Source organism: Flammeovirga aprica JL-4 (assembly GCF_012844305.1).
GTDB classification, from domain to species: Bacteria; Bacteroidota; Bacteroidia; order Cytophagales; family Flammeovirgaceae; genus Flammeovirga; species Flammeovirga aprica.
In genome coordinates, this window is sequence record NZ_JABANE010000026.1 from 53,688 (window position 1) to 74,868 (window position 21,181).

General features: G+C 35.8%; 11 protein-coding genes. 5 read left to right on the forward strand and 6 right to left on the reverse strand.

The features are described 5' to 3' along the window. The first annotated feature begins 7 nt into the window (after positions 1-7). The 3 genes from HHU12_RS11700 (at position 8) to HHU12_RS11710 (ending at position 5,533) form a co-directional block, all read left to right on the forward strand. Complete coding sequence (locus HHU12_RS11700) at positions 8-1,660, forward strand: MFS transporter (protein WP_169656929.1); 1,653 nt, start codon at positions 8-10, stop codon at positions 1,658-1,660. Positions 1,661-1,674: 14 nt separating this feature from the next. Then, the gene (locus HHU12_RS11705) at positions 1,675-4,134 is read left to right on the forward strand and encodes a GH36-type glycosyl hydrolase domain-containing protein (RefSeq protein WP_169656930.1); all 2,460 of its coding nucleotides are present in this window, start codon (positions 1,675-1,677) and stop codon (positions 4,132-4,134) included. Positions 4,135-4,288: 154 nt separating this feature from the next. After that, positions 4,289-5,533, forward strand: a complete 1,245-nt coding sequence (locus HHU12_RS11710; RefSeq protein ID WP_169656931.1) for a pyridoxal phosphate-dependent decarboxylase family protein — start codon at positions 4,289-4,291, stop codon at positions 5,531-5,533. Positions 5,534-5,698: 165 nt separating this feature from the next. On the opposite strand, the gene mog is transcribed toward HHU12_RS11710, so the two are convergent. From mog to HHU12_RS11735, 5 genes are all read right to left on the reverse strand, one after another. Continuing rightward, positions 5,699-6,238, reverse strand: coding sequence for a molybdopterin adenylyltransferase (gene mog / locus HHU12_RS11715; RefSeq protein WP_169656932.1), 540 nt, complete (start codon positions 6,236-6,238; stop codon positions 5,699-5,701). Positions 6,239-6,376: 138 nt separating this feature from the next. Next, entirely contained in the window at positions 6,377-7,267 is an 891-nt protein-coding gene (locus HHU12_RS11720; RefSeq protein WP_169656933.1) for a GLPGLI family protein, read from the reverse strand. A 59-nt stretch (positions 7,268-7,326) separates the two neighbouring features. After that, positions 7,327-7,479, reverse strand: coding sequence for a hypothetical protein (locus HHU12_RS11725; RefSeq protein ID WP_169656934.1), 153 nt, complete (start codon positions 7,477-7,479; stop codon positions 7,327-7,329). 1,005 nt (positions 7,480-8,484) lie between these two features. Then, a complete protein-coding gene (locus HHU12_RS11730; RefSeq protein ID WP_169656935.1) occupies positions 8,485-9,321 on the reverse strand; it encodes a hypothetical protein in 837 nt (278 codons plus the stop codon). A gap of 261 nt (positions 9,322-9,582) precedes the next feature. After that, positions 9,583-11,094: a sulfatase family protein gene (locus HHU12_RS11735; protein WP_169656936.1), complete on the reverse strand. Its 1,512-nt coding sequence runs from the start codon at positions 11,092-11,094 to the stop codon at positions 9,583-9,585. 571 nt (positions 11,095-11,665) lie between these two features. On the opposite strand from HHU12_RS11735, the gene HHU12_RS11740 reads away from it, so the two are divergent. Continuing rightward, positions 11,666-14,161 carry a glycoside hydrolase family 2 TIM barrel-domain containing protein gene (locus HHU12_RS11740; RefSeq protein ID WP_169656937.1) on the forward strand — a complete coding sequence of 832 codons (2,496 nt, stop codon included), beginning with the start codon at positions 11,666-11,668 and terminating at the stop codon, positions 14,159-14,161. A gap of 201 nt (positions 14,162-14,362) precedes the next feature. On the opposite strand, the gene HHU12_RS11745 is transcribed toward HHU12_RS11740, so the two are convergent. Then, a complete protein-coding gene (locus tag HHU12_RS11745; protein WP_169656938.1) occupies positions 14,363-17,617 on the reverse strand; it encodes a WD40/YVTN/BNR-like repeat-containing protein in 3,255 nt (1,084 codons plus the stop codon). Between the two features lie 668 nt (positions 17,618-18,285). On the opposite strand from HHU12_RS11745, the gene HHU12_RS11750 reads away from it, so the two are divergent. Next, positions 18,286-21,180, forward strand: a complete 2,895-nt coding sequence (locus HHU12_RS11750) for a T9SS type A sorting domain-containing protein (RefSeq protein ID WP_169656939.1) — start codon at positions 18,286-18,288, stop codon at positions 21,178-21,180. Position 21,181: the final 1 nt, after the last annotated feature.

A 21,181-nucleotide genomic window follows, 5' to 3' on the forward strand; every position in this document is an offset into this window, starting at 1 on the left:
CTAACTTATGGAAACAAAAACAGCAACCTCCCAACAACCTTTGTCCATAAAGGAGAAAATTGGCTATGCCCTAGGTGATGGAGCCGCCAATATTGCTTGGAGAGGTGTAGCCACTTTTTTATTCATCTTCTATACCGATGTATTTGGAATTGAGACAGCCGTAGTAGGTCTATTAATGTTAGTCGCAAGATCAAGTGACGGCATCAGTGATGTACTTATGGGTATTGTGGGTGATAGGACAAAATCAAAATATGGTAAATTCAGACCTTGGATCTTATGGACTGCTATTCCATTAGGAGCAATTCTGGCACTTTTATTTACCACTCCTGATTTAAGTAATGAAGGTAAAATCATTTACGCTTACGTCACTTATTTTCTTTTCACTTTAATCTACACTGCTAATAACATTCCATACGGGGCATTGATGGCAGTAATGACAAGTGATGATAAAGAACGAACTTCAATTGGCAGTTTCAGAATGGTCGGTGCATTTACAGGTGGTATGCTTGTACAAGGTGCATTGTTATATCTTGTTGCCACTTTTGGTGATGTAAATCCTACTGTTCATTTAGAGCAAAAAACAGCAGACAGTTATTTGGTTACCGTTTCTGCTCCACATGATGTTCCAAATGCCAATATCAAAACAGAAAATGGCATTGCTAATTTTAAGTGGGAAGATGCTAATGTAGAGGATCAAGAAAGCAGTCCTACTAAAAGTTTTCTGATGGAAGCTGACTTTGAATATACTTTTTATGTGACAGGGGAAGAAAACTTGACTGAAGAAAGTTTCTCCATCATTAATCAGAAAAAAGGATACAGTACTTCAATATACATTATGAGTATATTCCTGTCCTTATTTATGTTTATTACTTTCCTTACGACCAAGGAAAGAGTAACTCCACCTAAAACACAAAAGACCGATTTAGGAAAGGATTTACAAGACCTTATCCATAATAGACCTTGGATTATACTATTAGTCATTGGATTATTATTCAATATCTATAATTCCATCAAACAAGGTATTGTAGTAATCTATTTCACGCATTACCTTCACAACCAATTATTAGCGGCCTCTTATATGGTTGCATTGACTTTGGCTTCCATTGGCGGAGCAATGATTACAGCTCCATTAGGGAAAAAGCTTGGAAAGAAGAAGCTATTTATCTTCGCTTTAATATTTTCAGCATTCTTCAATGCATTACTTATTTTTTGCAGAGCAGAAGACACAACAGCCATATTTACTTTGGGAATAATTTCTGAATTTGCCTCAGCCATCTTCCCTACCCTTTTCTTTGCAATGCTTGGCGATGCCGCTGATTATTCAGAGTTTCAAAATAACCGAAGAGCTACAGGACTTGTTTATTCGGCAGGTTCTTTTGCCACTAAATTTGGATCAGGTATAGCAGGTGCAATTATCGGTTTTGTATTAAGTGCTTATCATTACAACGGACTTGACCATACTACCATTGTAGGGGCTATTCCTGGAATTAAAATGTTGATGAGCTGGATTCCATCAGTAGTTGCTATTGTGGCGGCATTACTTATGATGTTATACCCTCTTAATGATAAAGTCCTACAGAAAATAAATATTGAACTCAACAAAAGACGTCAGTTAGAAAAATCAAATTCTACCGAAGACCAATTTGAAGAAGTATTATAAAATCACTACAGACAATGACAGTTACAACAGCAAAAAGCAAGAAATTCGGACATTTTGATGACGAACAAAGAGAATATGTTATCACTAATCCGGCAACCCCTTTCCCATGGATTAACTACCTTGGAAACGAAGATTTTTTCTCATTAGTATCCAATACTGCTGGCGGTTACTCTTTCTATAAGGATGCCAAATTCAGAAGATTAAATCGTTATAGATACAATAATGTTCCCATGGATAATGGTGGTCGTTATTTCTATATCAAGGAAGGTGATACGATGTGGTCTCCGGGTTGGAAGCCTGTAAAGACGGAATTGGATGAATACGAATGCCGTCATGGTTTGAGTTATACAAAAATCAAGGGGGTTAAAAATGAGCTTGAAGCTGAAGTAACTTTCTTTATTCCGCTAGGTCATTGGTGTGAAATCCAAAAAATGACTTTAAAGAATAACAGTGATCAGAAGAAGACTTTCAAGTTGTTCTCTTATAATGAATGGTGTTTATGGAATGCTGAGGATGATCAAAACAACCTTCAAAGAAACTTATCTACGGGTGAAGTAGAAATTGATGGAGCAACTTTATACCATAAAACGGAATACAAAGAGAGAAGAAATCATTACGCTTTCTATCACTTGAATGCTGAAATTGACGGATATGATACAGATAGAGAATCTTTCATTGGTTTATATAATGAATTCTCTAACCCTCAAGCCGTTTTAGATGGAGCACCTAGAAACTCTGAAGCTCACGGTTGGTCTCCTATCGCTTCTCATTACAAAGAAATCACTTTGGAAGCTGGAGAGAGTACTGACTTGATCTTTATTTTAGGTTATATTGAAAATAAAGAAGAGGAAAAATGGGAAAGCAAAGGGGTAATCAATAAAACGAAAGCAAAGAAATTGATCGCAAAATTTGATACTACTGAAAAAGTAGATCAAGCTTTAGCAGAATTAGCAGATTACTGGACTAACTTGCTTTCAATCATCTCATTGGAACATGAAGATGACCGCTTGAATAGAATGGTCAACATCTGGAATCAATACCAATGTATGGTGACCTTCAATATGTCAAGATCGGCTTCATTCTTCGAAGTGGGTATTGGTAGAGGAATGGGCTTTAGGGATTCTAATCAAGACCTTATTGGATTTGTACATCAAGTCCCTGAAAGAGCGAGAGAAAGAATTATTGACATTGCCTCTACTCAATTCCCTGATGGCGGATGTTATCATCAATATCAGCCTCTGACTAAAAGAGGAAATGATGCAATTGGTGGCGGTTTTAATGATGACCCGATGTGGCTGATTCTTGGAACGGTAAGTTATATCAAAGAGACTGGAGACTTTTCTATTTTAGATGAAATGGTTCCTTTTGATAACAACCCAGACCTTGCTCAGACTTTATTTGATCACTTAACAATATCATTTAATCACGTTATCAATAATTTAGGCCCTAATGGATTACCTCTGATTGGTAGAGCGGATTGGAATGACTGTCTGAACTTAAACTGTTTCTCTACAGATCCGAATGAATCTTTCCAAACTACAGAAAACAATACGGAAGGTTCTAAAGCGGAGTCAGTGATGATTGCAGGTTTGTTTGTGGTTTACGGTACAGAATACATTCAGCTATGTAATGAGCTTGGCAAAGCGGAAGAGGCTGAAAGAGCTACTTCTTTTGTAAATAGCATGAAAGAAGCTGTTAAAACTAAAGGATGGGATGGTGACTGGTTCTTAAGAGCTTATGATTTCTATGGTAACAAAGTGGGTTCTGATGAAAATGAAGAAGGTAAAATCTTTATTGAATCACAAGGATGGTGCTCTATGGCTGAAATTGGCTTGGAAGACGGCATGGTAGAAAAAGCCTTGGATAGTGTGAAGGAAAGATTGGATACACCTTATGGAATTGTATTGAACAACCCTGCCTTTACTGAATATAAAATTGAATACGGTGAAATCTCTACCTATCCAAAAGGATACAAGGAAAATGCAGGTATTTTCTGTCATAACAACCCTTGGATCATCATTGGTGAAACGAAACTAGGAAGAGGAGATCAAGCCTTTGATTACTTTAAGAAAATCTGTCCTTCTTACTTAGAAGAGATTCAGCAATTGCACAGAGTAGAGCCTTATGTGTATTGTCAGATGATTGCCGGAAAGGATGCTTATATTCCTGGTGAAGGTAAAAACAGCTGGCTATCAGGTACTGCCGCATGGAATTTCTACACATTAATGCATTATATTTTAGGTGTTCAGCCAGAATACAATGGTCTTTTAATCGATCCGTGTATTCCTCAAGAATGGAAAGAATATACTGTATCACGTAAATTTAGAGGTGGAACGTATAACATTACAATCCAAAATCCTAATAACGTGAGCAAAGGTGTAGCACAAATCACTGTCAATGGTGAAAAGATTGAAGGCAACCTTATTCCAATTCTTGGAGAAGGCAAGCATCAAGTTATTGTTCAAATGAAGTAAATTTGATACTATAAAATTGTGCTTGAGGGAAGTAGCAGTTCTTAATGTTAGAAGCAATAAAGAACTACTACTTCCCTTTTCTGTTTTATGATAAACAGGCTTAATCCCTAATTTTTTCGTACTTTTGCATTCCACAATTATACTAACCATCGAAATGCATATTTGGGAAAAGAAAACTAAAGAAGAAATCAGGCAACGAATTTTTGACGCCTTACATGAAAACAGAGATTATTTTGGCAATAATTCATTAGGTGTACCAGGCTCTCACCTTGATAGTAAAGTATTTCCGGAAGATGCCCCTTTTCTAAAAGAAGCTCCATTCATCACATCGCTTTTACATAACCCCAATCACATTGGCTGTCATACACAAGGAGAAAGTGAAAGCTTCTTCAAAGGCACTCAAGATATTGAAAGAGAATTGATTGAAATCTGTGGGGTTGACATTTTAAAAGGAGAGCCAAATTCAATTGACGGCTATGTAGCGGCGGGTGGAACTGAAGCCAATATGCAGGCCATATGGATTTACAGAAACTACTTCAAAGAGGAATTTAATGCTACTCTTGACGAGATTGCAATCATAGCTTCTCAAGACAGTCATTATTCTATGGCCAAGGCTTCCAATATTTTGTCACTCACATATTATCAAGTGGCAGTTTCTGAAAATGAAAGAGTATTACTGCAAACATCTTTAGAAGAAAAAATTGAACAAGCATTAGCTGAAGGTAAGAAGTATTTTATCGTTATCGCCAATATGATGACCACCATGTTTGGCTCTGTAGACGATGTGAATATCTATACCGATACTTTAAAAGCGAAACAGCTTCCCTTCAAACTTCATGTGGATGGAGCTTATGGCGGTTTCTTCTTCCCGTTCTCTCATAAAAAACATAACCTTGATTTCAGAAATAAAGACATTTCATCTGTTACTTTAGATGCACATAAAATGCTTCAAGCACCTTATGGTACTGGTTTATTTCTAGTAAGAAAAGGCTGGATGAAATACGGTAATACAAAAGCTGATTATGTGCAAGGTGATGATTTCACAATGATTGGCAGTAGATCAGGTGCAAACGCCATTGCCATTTGGATGATTCTTTTGACGTATGGTCCTTACGGTATGCGTGAGAAAATCTATATTCTAAGTAAAAGAGGTGATTGGTTTACCCATAAATTAGATGAAATTGGTATTCAATATTTCCGAAGTAAAGATTCCAATATTATCACTATGAAAGCGAAAGGAATCTCTCCTGAAGTAGCTTCAAAATATGGGTTAGTACCTGATGTTCACCATAACCCATCTTGGTATAAAGTAGTGATTATGGAACATGTAACGATTGAGAAATTAGCTCCTTTGGTGGAAGATTTAAAAAAAATAAGCATAAAAAAAACTACAGTCTAGCGCAAGTGTTAAGCCGATAAGTGTCGCTTGTGCTTGCTATTGAAAAAAGTCTGAAGAATTATAGCTACTCAAAATAGTACTATAATTCTTCAGACTTTTTTCAGATATAGATCCAAGTCACGCTTTCAGCTTAAGACTTGAACCAGTTTCATATTTTATGAATCACTATTTCTGCTTCGGACGAAAAACCTTCATTTCCTCCTCATTCGTTTGGATATAAGCTCCACCAATCAAATCAATACAATATGGAATAGCAGGGAAAACCACCTCTAAACACTCTTTGATTGATTTTGGTTTTCCTGGAAGATTTATAATTAAAGTGCTACCACGAGTACCTGCTGTCTGACGAGATAAGATAGCTGTAGGAACATATTTCAAGCTCATTTGTCTCATTAATTCCCCAAAACCAGGTAACATCTTCTCGCATACCGCTTCAGTAGCCTCAGGTGTAACATCTCTAACTGCTGGTCCAGTACCGCCTGTTGTTACAATTAAATCGCAACCTTTATTATCGGCCATATTGATCATTTCTTTTTCTAATAGATCTTGCTCATCTGGAACAACAGCATATTCTTCTTCCCATGAAGTAGAAAGCCATAAATTCATCAATCTCCTCACCTCTTTCCCTGGCAAATCCTCATATTCTCCTCTACTCGCTCTATCAGAGACATTGATAATACCGATTCTTATTTCTTTTTCGCTCATTTGCTTTTTGTTTAAAGTTGGTCAAAAATAGAAAAGAATAGAGCAATCTCACATACCTAGACATAGGATTTCTTTCATGAATATTGATAGCAGTGCAAAATAGTTCACTTCACTATAATTTGGATTTCATCAACAACATCATTCTATGTTTTTTAATTTGAAAAATAAATTATTGTAAAATGTATATTTCAACATCAATTCTTTAATGTGATCATCAGATTGATTTTCTAACATTGGTAATTTCTCATTCGGATATAAAGGGTTGTTCTTTTCTATATCATAACCTAATTCGAGTAATTTTCTTTGCTTCAGCATATTTCTGTAAGCCTTTTTAAAACTCAAAGGCTCAAGCATTGCACGACCTGTGATATTATCGGTCAACATCACTGTGGTATCAGATTGTATCTCCTCAATTAAAAAAGAATGTTTATTTTCTTGATTATTTAAGGACAGGATCAAACCTGGCAAACCTGCAAATAAATAAGGCCCATCAGAAACTGGAATTTCTGGAGTGAACCAAGCCTCTACTTTATAAAGACCATATTCAGCTTTAGCTAGAATACAATTGTAACCTTTGATGACTTTTGACTCGTTTGTAATGACCCATTCTAATTCACCATAATTTTCTGTAAAACTACAATTGGCGATATAACCTAAATTATAAATATAGGTTGCTTCCTTGGTCTGATAATCTTTCATCACTGAAAAATTATTTGATTTAGGTTCTACAATTTCATTTTGGTCAATTGCTAAAATAGCTGTCACATCACTATTTTTATTCAGACTATTCTTTTCAAACTGCCTTTCCAATGACAACCCAAATAAATAGTAATCATAATTCAAAAATTTTGAAAAATGATCATTAAAAATCAAAACAAACTTTTCCTGTGCCCTAGTAGTATCATTATGAAAAGGTTGGTAATCATAAACATATGTACACTTATAAGTTGAATACCCTTTTGGTGTGATCTGTGCTAATAGCGAAAATGATGGAAGCAGAAGTAGTGCAAATAATGTAAGTAATTTCATTCATCTAATATTTAAAAAGTGAAAATTGGGCCATATAAAAATATGACCCTCAATAATGATTAGCATACCATATTATAACCTGCGTACACTAAGTCCATGTAAGCGTACCACTGACCTCTTGAAATTCGGCCAGTTTGTAAATAATACCACATCTGAGATGTACATGAACCTCCCTTGAAGTCTTCCATTTGATTTAAAGTTAGCTTTTCCATTTAAAAAAAGTTTTATGAATTTTAATAATGCCTACTCTATTCAAGCTTTTCGGCTAACGCTTTTTATGCATAAATTCCTGTATATAACTTCACTCTATATAGAGTCAGTCTTTGATTAATGACGCTATTTTCTTTTGAAGACATGCCTTGATTTTAAGAATTGAGAACAGTAATTCCACCTCTCATTCTTTTATGAATAAGAACTAACAAGAGTTTTTATCAATGAAAACCATCAAGCGATTATCCATTGGAAATGCTTATACAATTACTCTATGTTCACTTTGATTATGATATAAAATAGGACAGGCATATCCTATTAATAAAAATGCGGAACAATAGTTTACTTATCATAGTTAGTTCATTTACTGAAATGTTGCTGATATTAAATCATCAACCCCTCACAATAGTTATTAATACTTTAAAAAGAGAGCATACAAACTTCAAACAATACATTTTAATACTAGCAATCAAGAAATTAGTTTGATGATGTAACTCTGTCTACAACAAATTTAGATAATATATTTTCGGATCTACAACTTTCAAAAATAGAGCATTATCACTTAATAAAAATCCATTTTAAGCCATCTGTCAAGCTTTTCTAAAAAGTAATGCATTTAAAATTAAACCTGTATCAAGATACAATCATTTAAATAAATAGAATTTAACTTTTTATAATAAGTACAAAGTCAAACTAACAGATAAAGAAATACTCTCAACTGCTCGCAATAAAAAAAACACCTCGCTGATAATACCAACGAGGTGTTTCATGAACTTAACTCTCTCAATTCTTTTATCACTTATCAAATAAGTGCATTCATCTAACTTCTGAATTATTATACTGCTCAAACATTAATTATGTTTCACTTTAAACATATATTTAATTCAAATAAATCTTAATTAGATAACAAATATGAGTGATAAGGCAAGAATACCTATTTGTTTATAGTCATTCTTTTTAATATCAAACAATATTAGAAGTATTGAGAGTGAATAGTTCAGTGTAGATTATAAAGAACTACCTTGAAGCTGTTTTTGTAGTTCTTCTGACAATTTTGTATCAATTACATTTTGTAATTTTTCAGCCTTGAAATCATATTTTTTGATCACAGTTGGTTCACTGTATTGATCGAATTTGCCGTCTTTATTATAATCCAACCCAAAAGAAATAATGAGATCTTTTTGGTCTTCCACGAAACTGAATTCTTTAATTGCTGTATTTTCTATTGCTACTGTTCTTAGTTTTTTCTCTTTCAAAGAATAAATCATTAAAGAGCTTAAATCTTTGAAATCAATAACACCATCTTTATTGGTGTCTTTTGTTGAAGCTGTGAATACCAATAAAATATCATCTTCAAAATACTCTGTATTAATGTGGTCAAATTGCATTCTTCCTTCATAAAGCTTTTTGGTTTCATTTTTCTTATGATCATAAATCAAAAGGTTATTGAAATAACCATTGTATACTTTGGAATATCTAGAGCCTCTTTTTCCACTTCCACTAAAACCAAAACTTTGCTCTTCAATATAATTATCATCAATATCCTCCGCTTTTTTCAAAGTTTTGTGAGATACAGGAATCATATAAACAAGATTTACTGTATCGACTAATTGAGGCAAATCATAAGAAATAACCTGCTTTCTCTTGTTTTCTTGTTGTAACTCTTGTACTTCCTCTTCTGCAATAAGTCCAACATTTTCATTTTCCCTTGGGAAAAGCCACCTTATCTCTTTTACCAGAGCAAGCATAAGTCCCATTAGGCCAAGAAGGACAAATAGAGCAACAAGAGTACCCGTTACTGCCAGAAGTTTCTGATTGTAGTTTTTGATTTTTTCGATGTTCATGATTGATTCGATTAAAGATTTGACACTGTTATTATGATCAAGTTAAATATTGAATTACAAAAGTGTGGAAGGAGTGAATATTAATTAACATTTTTAAATAGAAGATAAAAAAAGACCTTAAAAATTAAGGCCTTTTCTCTGATTGATATGCTATGTCAAGTAGTCTCACATGTACGTCTATTACTTAAACCTATTATTTATATAATTGATTGAAGCATAGCTTAAAGTGTGTAAATGTAGTTTGTTAGTTTTGGTACTTACTTATTTGGTACTCGCGTTTTGTTTTGATAAGTAGTCTTTATATAATTTCATATATTTTTTATGACCGATTTCTTCTCCTTCCTGCATTCTTTTGTAAGCTTCAGGATGAAATTCTTCAACGTATCTTATTGGTGCCAAGCCTGGTACTGGTTTTGGATCAAATACAGAAGAAACTGGTGTCATTCTTTGGTCTTCCGCTAAGGCCTCCTCTCTCATTTTCTTCAAAACATCTCTGTACTCTGGATTTCCAGCAAGGTTATGCACCTCAAAAGGATCATTCTTGATATTGTATAACTCTTCTGCTGGTTTAGTTTTAGAGAACCATTTTTGCTGAACATCATTCAATTCTCCTTTCTCATGTAAACCTCTCATCACATGAACTGCTGGGCGGTACCACTCCAAGTATCCTTGGTGAGCGTCATAAGGAATATCTGTTTTGTCATTTCTGATGTATCTGAATTCCTCATTGGAAATAGAACATGATTGCTCAGGAATTTCATCCCACAAACCTCTAAATGAGTAAACATTTTTTCGATCGAAGTTCTTATCAATAAACGATTGACCTGTCAAGTAATCTGGTAACTCCACTCCTGCAATATCAAGGATTGTCGCTGTAATATCAGTACTTGCAATAATCTGACGAGATTCCTCATCGTGCTCATACCCTTCAGGCCACTTGATGATCAATGGAATTCTTGATCCTGCATCGAATAAATAACCTTTCCCCTTCACGTTACATCTTCCGTTATCACCAATTACAATGATTACAGTATTATCGTACATTCCTTTCTCTTTCAACTCATCGGTCAACATTTGCATTTCATTATCTGCATATTCTACTTGATCCAAGTATTTCGCCCAATCTAAACGAATAGCAGGGTGATCTGCATACTCAGGTGGCAACTGTACATCATCAGGGTTCACTGGATGTGCAGAAGCTTCTCTTACTTCATCCCACCAATCTCCTCTATGTGTAACGTTTAATTGTATCTGAGCAAAGAAAGGTTGATCTTCTGCTGTAAACTCATCGTATTTGTCAAACAAGCCAAAATTCTTATCCCAATCACCAATTGCTTTATGTTTGAAATTCACATCAATTTTTCGCCCTTTACCTCTTACGTTAGTATGACCAAGGATCGTAGTATAACCTTGTTTTTTCAATTGGTAAGTAAAAGGTTTGAAAGGTGCTGATAAAGGTTCTTCTCTATTACTTCTATGATGATGTGTATTTGTCAGACGTTGGTGAGCGCCTACCATCATTGCTGATCTGTTCGTAGAACAAATAGATGCTGTTCCGAAACAGTTATAATAGATCGTCCCTTCTTCTGCCATGGCATTAAATGTTGGTGTTTTCACTGCCGGCATTCCATAACATTCAAAGTCATGGGAGATATCTTCTAACATTACCCATATAATATTGGGCTTTTCAATTTTCTTTTCTTCTACTTTTTGATTGCACGATATAAAGAATAAAAGTATCGAGCTCAAAAAAATTGGATATAGTAATTTCATTTCAACTGCTTTAAAATTCGATTTGTTCCAAAGCTAAAGGATTCTTGAAGCAGTGATGGGTTCATTCTCGTATTTAACGAAAATACCCTCATAAAATGCAGTATAATTACTACTTTTTTGAGTAAAGACTCATTATGTGCTCATTTTTCCTCACACAAAAATTCTAACATAAAATGAACTTTGTGAATTAGTGCTATTCATAAAAAAAACCTAATAATAGTAAGTTTAAAAGGGGGGTATTTTTTTCTAATCAATCGTACATGATCAGTCAGCTTGCTTTGCTATAAATTGCTTCAAAGTACTAGAATTTTGAATGAAGAGTGAAGAATGTAGAATGAAGAAAAATGGCTCCTGCTGTGGTTCAGCGGAAGTTGTAATGCAACATCCCTACAACGATATCCATCATAAAGGATATTCTACCAACAATTGAAAGTAAGTTGTATGGACGTTTTAGTACAACGTCAATTAGACCACCATAAAACCACTTCACGAACCACAGCAAGAAACATTTTCATCTACATTCTTAATTCTTAAGTTAAAAAAACAGACATTATCATTAAATGAATCAGTGATGAAATATTACTTAATTAATTTACTCGTCTTATTAGTTTGCTCGATTACAGCTTTCGGGCAATCAAAAGGACATACGGACTTCAATAAGGATTGGAAATTTTATAAAGGTGAGGTAAAAGACGGTCAGTCTCCTACCCTTGATGATAACAAATGGAGAACGGTACAGATCCCACACGATTGGGCAATTGAAGGACCTTTTTCTGTAGAATATAATGCCCGTTGTGGCGGGTTACCTTTTCATGGCGAGGGTTGGTATAGAAAAAGTTTTACGCTGACAAATACGCAAAAAGGTAAAAATATTGGAATTGAGTTTGAAGGAGTGATGAAAAACTCTGAGGTGTGGATCAATGGACACTATTTAGGTAAAAGGCCTTTTGGGTACTTGGGTTTTGAATATGACCTAACGCCTTACATCAAGCAAGAGGGTGAAAATATTGTGGCTGTAAAAGCGAAGCCTGAAGATCTTTCTTCAAGATGGTATCCTGGTGCAGGGATCTATAGAAAGGTTTGGTTGAATGTACATGAAGATATAAGAATTGCTCATTGGGGTACTTTTGTAAAGGCAAATGATGTAAGCTCAAAAGTGGCCAATATTGATATCAAATTAGAAATTCAAAACTATACAGAAACGGATAAAGTTGTTTCTATTGCTCAAAGCATCATCAATGAAGAGGGAGAAACGGTAAAGGTTTTGAATCAAAAAGCGATTGCTGAAGGAAGTACAATCAGTATCAATGAACAGTCTTTTAATTTGATTCGCCCTCAATTATGGACCTTGGAAAATCCTCATTTATATCAATTAGTGACTGAATTAAAGGACGTGGACGGAAATATATTGGATCACTACATTACTAAATTTGGAGTGCGTGATATCAAATTCACACCCAATGATGGTTTCTTTTTAAATGGTAAAAGAACAGAAATGAAAGGGGTTTGTCTTCACCATGATTTAGGTCCTTTGGGTACTGCCGTTAATAAAAGAGCGACAGTTCGTCAGTTGGAAATCATGAAAGAAATGGGTGTAAATGCCATTCGAACTTCTCATAACCCGCCTAGTAGAGAGCAATTAGAAGCGTGTGATGTGATGGGTATTCTTGTGCTTGATGAAGCGTTTGATGAGTGGGGTATTCAAAAAATTGAAAACGGTTATCATACTGTATATGAGGAATGGCATGAGAGCGACCTTAGAGATATGATTCGTAGAGACCGTAATCACCCTTCTATTATCATGTGGAGTATTGGTAATGAAATCAGAGAGCAAAAAGTAAAAGATGGATGGAAAGTTGCTCAGCATTTAGGTCAAATTTGCCATGAGGAAGATCCTTCAAGACCCAACACAGCGGGCTTTAACCAATATGAAAATTCTATCAAAAACAAGTTGGCGCATCACGTTGATATCGTTGGTTTTAATTATAAAGCGGCCAAGTACAAAGAGATCAAAGAGAATTACCCTGAATGGATTGTTTATGGATCTGAAACGGAATCTATTACAAGTTCAAGAGGCGTATACCACGCTCCATTCTTAGAGAAATATGAAAAAAATACGGATCATCAGGTAACGGGTTATGATATCATCGGCCCGATTTGGTCTTACCCTCCTGATATGGAATTCAAGTTTTTGGAAGAAAACCCTAGCATTCTTGGTGAATTTATGTGGACCGGTTTTGATTACCTTGGCGAACCTACTCCATACGGTGGCAGAGACAATTCAACGAATGGGTATTGGAATGATGACTGGCCGAACAAATCCTCTTTCTTTGGCCCAGTAGACCTTTGTGGTTTCAAAAAAGACCGCTTCTATTTGTATCAAAGTCAGTGGACAAACGCACCTATGGTTCACCTATTACCGCATTGGAATTGGAAAGGTTTTGAAGGACAAGAAATACCAGTTTTTGCGTATACAAATGCTGAAGAAGTGGAACTATTCTTAAACGGCAAGAGCTTAGGAAAGAAAGTGAAAGGAGTAGATAAAGGGATTGTTCCTGTGAAGTTTATGTACTATGAAGGCCCTACTGATTTCCCTTCTCCGTATCGATTGAGATGGGACGTACCTTATGAAAAAGGCGAGTTGAAAGCAGTTGCTTACAGCAATGGTCAAGTTGTTGGTGAAGAGATTATTAAAACCACTTCAAAAGCAAAAACCATCGAACTGACTGCAGATCGAAAAGTTATTTCATCTGAAGATGGAGAAGACTTAGTATTTGTAACAGCTAGAGCATTGGATGCCGAAGGTAATTTCTGTGCCACTTTTAATGGTCAAATCCAATTCTCAGTGAATGGTGATGGTACTTTTGAAGCAACAGGAAACGGAGATCCTTCATCATTGGTACTTCCAAACAGTAAAAAACTAAAATTCTTCAACGGAATGGCTTTGGTCATTGCAAGAGCTAATCAAGGTGATGGGGGGACAATTACGATTTCAGCTTCTGGTAAGGGGTTGAAAAAGGCGGTGATTGCAGTTGAAACTAAAGCTGATGTGAAAAATTTTAATTAGAAGGAAGAGGGAAGAATGAAGAGAGTGGTTCGTATTGTGTTTTTTTTGTGATTTAAGGACCATAATAAAAACCATTTATGAACCACAACAAGAACTATTTTTTCTTCATTCTTCATTCTTCATTCAAAATAGTGTGTGCATAAAGCCTTAGGATTTTTGTCCTAAGGCTTTCTTTTTATAGCTTATAATATCAAGATAAAATTATTCAGTCCCTTCAATCCAAGCCCCATTAGCTTCTAAAACTTTTGCTCCTAGCTGTTTTACTTTCAACTTTAATGGAGTCAATTGATCATTCAGTTCTTTTAATTCATCCTCAATGATTTTCACTGTTTTCAAGTGGGTTGGAGTAGGTCCATACGTTGACATTGAAATACCTCTATTTAAAGCAAAAAGGCGTTCTCCAATAGTTGTTTTACTTTTCTCTCCTACTTCATTTTTAGCAGGATTACCAAAAAGTTGCGTATCTAACACTGCCAATTCCTGCTGTAAAGTGGCAATACTTTCAATTACACTATTGTCTAAAGAAGAATTCAAAGTAGCATTAAATAACTTCTTACTTGCTTTTTGAGTATTGGAAAGCTGAATTGAAAGAGTATTAACTTCTCTTGTCAGTTGCTCATACTTTCGCCAAAAAGCAACCACATCTTCCATCTTACCTCCTTGCAAAGCAGTTTGGCCTAATCGTTCTACTTTTACATCAACCGGACCTGATAAAACAGCTATTTTACCATTTTCAAACGCATTTAATGTAGCACTATAAGTACCCGGAGATGCCAATAATGCTGTCAAATGTTCTTCCGTATCATTGAGCATAATAGTGCCTGTTCCTCCCACTCTCAAATCCCAGGTAACACGGTTAAAACCTTTAGCATTTGATGCGTTGACTCTCTTGATAATATTTCCTGCTTTATCTTTGATTTCAAGAAAAACAAAAGGTTTCATTTCCCTTTTTTCTTGATCCAAAACTTCCCAACCAGGGAAAGAAGCTGTACCCTTCTCTTTTTCTGAAGCTTGACGAGATTGTTCCAAACTTAAGATTGGTTCCTTAAGGTAATAAGTGAATACAGCTCCAAAATCAGGGTTTTTAGCCACATACATTTGGCTTCCTTGTGTCCCTCTTGTATCATCAAAATCTACCGTTGATTTTTGAATGTACCACCATGCTTTTCTTGGTGCAAATAAAGTTGCTTCTTGTTCTAATTGCTCTTTATTTACTTCACGCAATGCAGAGTAATCATCCAAAATATAAAAACCTCTACCGAAAGAAGCGGCCACTAGGTCATTTTCCCTTCTTTGAATGGCTAAATCTCTAAAAGAAATAGTTGGGATACCTGCATTCATTTCCGTCCAGCTTTGTCCTCCATCTACCGTGAAGAAAACGCCAAACTCAGTGCCTGCGAAAAGTAAATTAGGATTTACATGATCTTGAACTACTCTCCAAACTAAATTCTTTTCTCCGAAGCCATTTTCAAGTCGTTTCCAAGTTTTACCTTTGTCTGTACTCTTCAATAAATAAGGTTTATAATCTCCTTCTTTATGATTGTCTAATGCCACGTAAAAAGTATTTTCATCAAACAAATCTGCTTTTATATCATTAATATAAGCTCTTGAAGGAACACCCAATGCGCTCACTTCTATCTTATTCCAAGTTGCACCTTCGTCAGACGTTACTTGAATCAATCCATCATCAGTACCAATAAAAATGACTTTTTCATTCTTTGGCGAAACGGCAATTGAAGTAATCGTACTGAAATTTGACATAGCATAAATATCCCATGGAGAATCCCAGCTTTGTGTTCCACCCATAATTGGTAAAGCAATACGCTCTTCATTCCTTGTTAAATCTCCTGACAAAGCAGTCCATGAATCCCCTCTATTGGTTGATTTCCAAAGTCGTTGAGACCCGTGATAAATGGTAGAAGGCTGATGGGGTGACACTAAAATTGGAGCATCCCAATTGTAACGTTCGTAGTTTTCATCCGATTCAGGTTGAGGCATAATATCAATCACTTCACCTGCTTTCAAATCAATTCTTGATAGCGTACCTTGCTGACGCTGACCGTACATAATATCAGGATTTCCAGGTTCAGTAGCAGGCTGATGTCCATCCCAATTTAAAACTACTTTCCAATCTGCATTCCTGATGCCATGATGATTATCTGTTCTTGAAGGACCTCCTTCCGTACTATTGTCTTGCGTACCTCCGTATACATTATAAAAAGGTTCCGCATCATCAACGGCTACTTTATAAAACTGTGTTATTGGAATATTTTCCATGTAACGCCAAGTACTTCCCAAATCAAAACTTTCATAAACACCACCATCAGTACCTACTAATAAATAATTAGGATCAGAAGCCTTAAAAGCTACGGCGTGATTATCGCCATGTTTACCCGTCTCATCCATTACAGTAAATGTCTTTCCTCCGTCTTCTGATTTCATCAAACGGTTATTCATAAAGTAAAGACGATCAAATTGATGTGGAGAAGCGTAAATTTCTTGATAGTAATGCGGACCTGTACCTCCAGAAACAACATCAGACATTTTTGTCCAATTGCCACCTCTGTTATCTGATCTCCATACCCCACCAGTTCTGCGGTTCAGTTCAATAGCGGCGTACAGCACATCAGGGTTTTGAGGTGAAATGGCTAAACCTACTTTCCCCCATTTTCCTTCTGGCAGTCCACCTTTCAATTGTGTCCAAGAATCACCTGCATTATCAGAAACATAAATTCTTGACTTTTCACCTCCGCCCATCCAAGCGGCCACAGTTCTATGATGTTCCCAAGTGACGGCATAAACTCTATTAGGGTTTCTAGGATCAAAAACCATATCTGTCACCCCAGTAAATTCATCATCGCCTAATGTCTTTTTCCAAGTCTTTCCCCCATCGGTAGATTTGAAAAAACCTCTTTCACCACCAGCACTCCAAAGCGGACCTTGTGATGCCACCATAATCACATCCGAATTATCGGGGTGCACAATGATCTTAGAAATGTGCTCAGAGTTTTTCAACCCTTTGTTTTCCCAAGTAGCCCCTCCGTCAGTACTTTTATAAATACCATCACCAAAGGCAATATGACGTCCACCTACGTTTTCACCCGTTCCAACCCACACGGTATTGGGATCTTTGGGATCGAGCGTGACACAACCAATGGAATAAACAGATTGATGATCAAAAATAGGCTGAAAAGTAGTACCGGCATTAACGGTTTTCCATACTCCGCCAGAACCTACAGCCACATACCAAATGTTTTCATTTGTAGGATCAATAGCAAGATCAGCAATTCTACCCGACATAAAAGCGGGACCTATACTTCTAAAAGACAGACTGTCAAAGAGGTGCGTATCTAACGGCTTTACAGTTGAAGAAGTAGATTTCTTTCTCTGCGCATACATTTGGTTACTACCAATAACCAAAATTGCAACAAGGAGCAATAGTGAAAAATTTCGCATAAAATTTAGTTTATAGTTGATGTCAGATCGAGCGTTTGAGATTGAATTGGTTATCAAAAAATGATAAACCCGATCTAATGTTTAAATAATGAATGCCTAACGGTATTGTTTAAATTAATTTGTCCTTTCTAGATTGAATTGGAAGTACGAAGGGAAGTTACAAATTTTATTTAGGGATTGGAAGTTTTGGGCTTTTGGGAATCAAACATTTATCAAAGGAATCCCCGTAGGGGCAGACCTATGTGTCTGCCCACTGTACCACAACACACACCACCCAATATCCATTTGAAAACCCATATATCTTTCTTTACGGAATATCAATCCAAACCATTTTCATGGGAATGAATATTAAATTTATCATGGTTCTTGTTGTGGTTTGATTAGTCAAACATGGTTCGTAATGAATATGGTCCTTGTTGTGGTTCGGCGGGCAGACACATAGGTCTGCCCCTACGGGATTAGCAATCCCTCTTAATACCATTCCCCTTTACTTATTCAACATAAACAATCACTCAAAAAAATGGTGACGGGAAAAAATCTTCGTTTTTATACTGCCTAAGCCCCTATTCTCCATAATTACCCCCTCAATTTCATAAAATATATACCTTCCTTCCGTTTCGGCATACTGTATATTTGAGATATGAATTATTACTAATTAGCAGTCTAAGATGAAAAATTATTACAAACCTGTATGCAAAGTTTTAGCATGTGTTTCTGTACTAGTGTACGCTCAGGAAACATCTGCTCAGACGGCTGTCTCCATCGACTTTCAAACACAACGATATTTAGAAAATGTATCAGAACTAGATCGAAATAAATTCTTCAATCTTCATATGGTGGCCAACAAAGATCATACAGATGAAGACATGGAAGTGATCAATCAGTGGGGAATTACTCAAGGCCGATCTTTTTGGGGAGCTTTCGGTAGATATAAAGATTATATCACAAAGAACAATGTATTTCCTATTGCATCTCAAGTAGAGAAAGACGGCATCAATAATATTAAGTACGCTAAAGAACAAAATTACTATAAACATATATCGCGTCAGCTGGTAGTAACAGACCACCCTGCCGCCATGATCCATATGAGTATGGATACTGAACAAGCCGGACAATTTGCCGCTCAGTATTTCCAACATTTCTATGAAGATCATACACGTCCTATCTATTATGAACCGGTCAATGAGCCCTTCGTTCATGCGGATGAATACCAAGAAAATGGGAAGTATACAGAAGCTGAAGTAAGAAGAAAAACGGCTGAATATTTTAAAGAAATCGGTAAAGCTTTTGATGAGCAAGGTGTAGATACAAAAGTAATCGGTTACTCCTCTGCTTGGCCTTCTATGGAACTTTGGGACTTTGGTCACTGGGAAACTAGAATGAAGATGTTTATGGATGTAGCCGGTGATTATATGGACGGTTTTTCTACTCACCTTTATGATGGAATCAACGTAACTGGTCAAGATACTGAAAGATCAGGCAGTAATGCAGATGCAATTCTAGACTTAATTGAGACGTATAGTTATATTAAATGGGATGCGATCAAACCACATGCTATTACAGAATACGGTGGTATTTCAAGCGGGTACGGTGATACTTATACTGATGTTGAAAGTATTCAGACGGTACGTTCTATCAACCATATTATTTTTGGTTTGATGGACAGAGAGGATCGATTGATGATTTCCATTCCATTTATCACGGGTAAATCACCATGGCACTGGGGTTCTGATTTTGAACCTTATGGGGCTGATTTATGGCGTCCTGTAAAAGAGTCTGTCGTAAATGGAAAGCCTACAGAATTTCAATTAACAGCCAAGAAAGATTTCTATAATCTTTGGGATAAAGTACAAGGTAAACGTGTTCGTTGCTCTTCTTCTAACCCGGATATTTTTGTACAGGCTTTTGTCGATGGAAAAACTGCTTATATCTGTTTGAATAATATTGATACAGAGAATCAGGACGTTTCACTTCAATTTGTTTCTTCAATGGGTGATTTCCAAAAAGTGAACAAAAGAAGCTTGAAGATTTACCAAAATGAAGACCCTATCTATAAAGATGAAGATTTGTCTGAAATACCTTCGAGTGTAACAATAGAACCACATGAAACAGTTGTCTTAACATATACGCTTGACCGTGAGGTAACATTTAGTAAAAAAGCAGTAAGAAAAGAGTATTACTCAAAGACTTACATGCAGGAAATTGAGGCCAACAAAACCATGAAATTTGTTTTCAATGATGTTACTGAACTATCGAATGAAGGCGAGGCTAGATTGAGAATGGCAATTGGTAGAAAGCATGAAATGTCTAAAAGACCTACTGTTAAGATTAATGGGGTTGAAATTAATTCTTTGAAAAATTGGAAGGGTTATGATCAAGCCGATAGAGAGGACTTCTTTGGTGTAATTGAAGTACCTGTTCCTTACCAATTACTCAAAGCCTCAAATACTGTTGAATTAAAATTTAATGATGATGGAGGTGCAGTAAGTTCTGTGATTCTTTCGGTGAATAGCATTCATACTATGGGTAATCGATTCCCTTTCAAAGGAAGTCATTATGAATTACCTCAAAAAATTGAGGCAGAAGATTTTGATATTGGAGGTCAAGGTATAGGATATAACTCTTTGGACGACATCAATAATTCTAAACAATACCGTTTATCTGAAGGTGTGAATATTCAAAAGAATACAGAAAATTTTGAAATCGTTTTAGCAGAAGGCGAATGGACTTCTTACAGTATTGATGTACCTGAAAATGCCACTTACACACTTTCGCTTTCAGGAAAAAGTACAACTGAAGAAGCCAAAGTATCTATTACTTCTAATAATGAGGTGCTAGGAGAAATGATTGCATTAGGTACTACTGAAAACCCGACTGCACAAACAACTGTAGAACTTTCAGCAGGAAAATATCCTATTCAGATTCACGCTGAAACTGGAACTGCAGTGATAGACTTTATTGAGATCAATAACGGTCAAACACTTTCTGATGCTATCTCATTTGCTTCAAATAATACAGAAATAAAAATGGGTGAAGTCAATACTTTTGACCTAGAATACACTGCATCTCAAGACAGAGATATTATTGTAGAATTATGGGGAGATGCTTTCTTATTAGGACAAGCAAAGGTGAATGTATTGAAAGGTACTGATAAGGTAAGTGTAGACTTAAATGTATTTGCGGAGCCATTGAATTATGAAAATGTAGAAGTAGTGGCTAAGGTTGTTAAATCAAATAGCCTTACTAGTCTTGCTGAAGCGGTAATGACGGAATTTGAGTTTGATCCAGTACTTTCCATTGGTGATGAATTAACAGCAGAAGGAAATATCACTGTTTTCCCTAACCCTACTCAAAGTCAACAATTGATGGGTATTAAAGGAAATAGTAAAATTTATAAAATCGAGGTCTTGGATACGAAAGGAAGATTGTTTGATCAATTTGACTATCCAATTCCAAGCACTCAAGTAAACTTCAAACTAACAAACCACTACTCTAAGGGGATTTATCTAATTAGAGTTTATGGTGAAAAAGAAAATTTCATTAAGAAAATTCTAATACAATAAA

What these genes read in the sequence shown, in the direction of transcription:
- HHU12_RS11750 (WP_169656939.1), top strand. Translation starts at nt 18,286, where the DNA reads ATGAAAAATTATTACAAACCTGTATGCAAAGTTTTAGCATGTGTTTCT.
- HHU12_RS11710 (WP_169656931.1), top strand. Translation starts at nt 4,289, where the DNA reads ATGCATATTTGGGAAAAGAAAACTAAAGAAGAAATCAGGCAACGAATT.
- HHU12_RS11705 (WP_169656930.1), top strand. Translation starts at nt 1,675, where the DNA reads ATGACAGTTACAACAGCAAAAAGCAAGAAATTCGGACATTTTGATGAC.
- mog (WP_169656932.1), bottom strand. Translation starts at nt 6,238, where the DNA reads ATGAGCGAAAAAGAAATAAGAATCGGTATTATCAATGTCTCTGATAGA.
- HHU12_RS11720 (WP_169656933.1), bottom strand. Translation starts at nt 7,267, where the DNA reads ATGAAATTACTTACATTATTTGCACTACTTCTGCTTCCATCATTTTCG.
- HHU12_RS11735 (WP_169656936.1), bottom strand. Translation starts at nt 11,094, where the DNA reads ATGAAATTACTATATCCAATTTTTTTGAGCTCGATACTTTTATTCTTT.
- HHU12_RS11725 (WP_169656934.1), bottom strand. Translation starts at nt 7,479, where the DNA reads ATGGAAAAGCTAACTTTAAATCAAATGGAAGACTTCAAGGGAGGTTCA.
- HHU12_RS11700 (WP_169656929.1), top strand. Translation starts at nt 8, where the DNA reads ATGGAAACAAAAACAGCAACCTCCCAACAACCTTTGTCCATAAAGGAG.
- HHU12_RS11745 (WP_169656938.1), bottom strand. Translation starts at nt 17,617, where the DNA reads ATGCGAAATTTTTCACTATTGCTCCTTGTTGCAATTTTGGTTATTGGT.
- HHU12_RS11730 (WP_169656935.1), bottom strand. Translation starts at nt 9,321, where the DNA reads ATGAACATCGAAAAAATCAAAAACTACAATCAGAAACTTCTGGCAGTA.
- HHU12_RS11740 (WP_169656937.1), top strand. Translation starts at nt 11,666, where the DNA reads ATGAAATATTACTTAATTAATTTACTCGTCTTATTAGTTTGCTCGATT.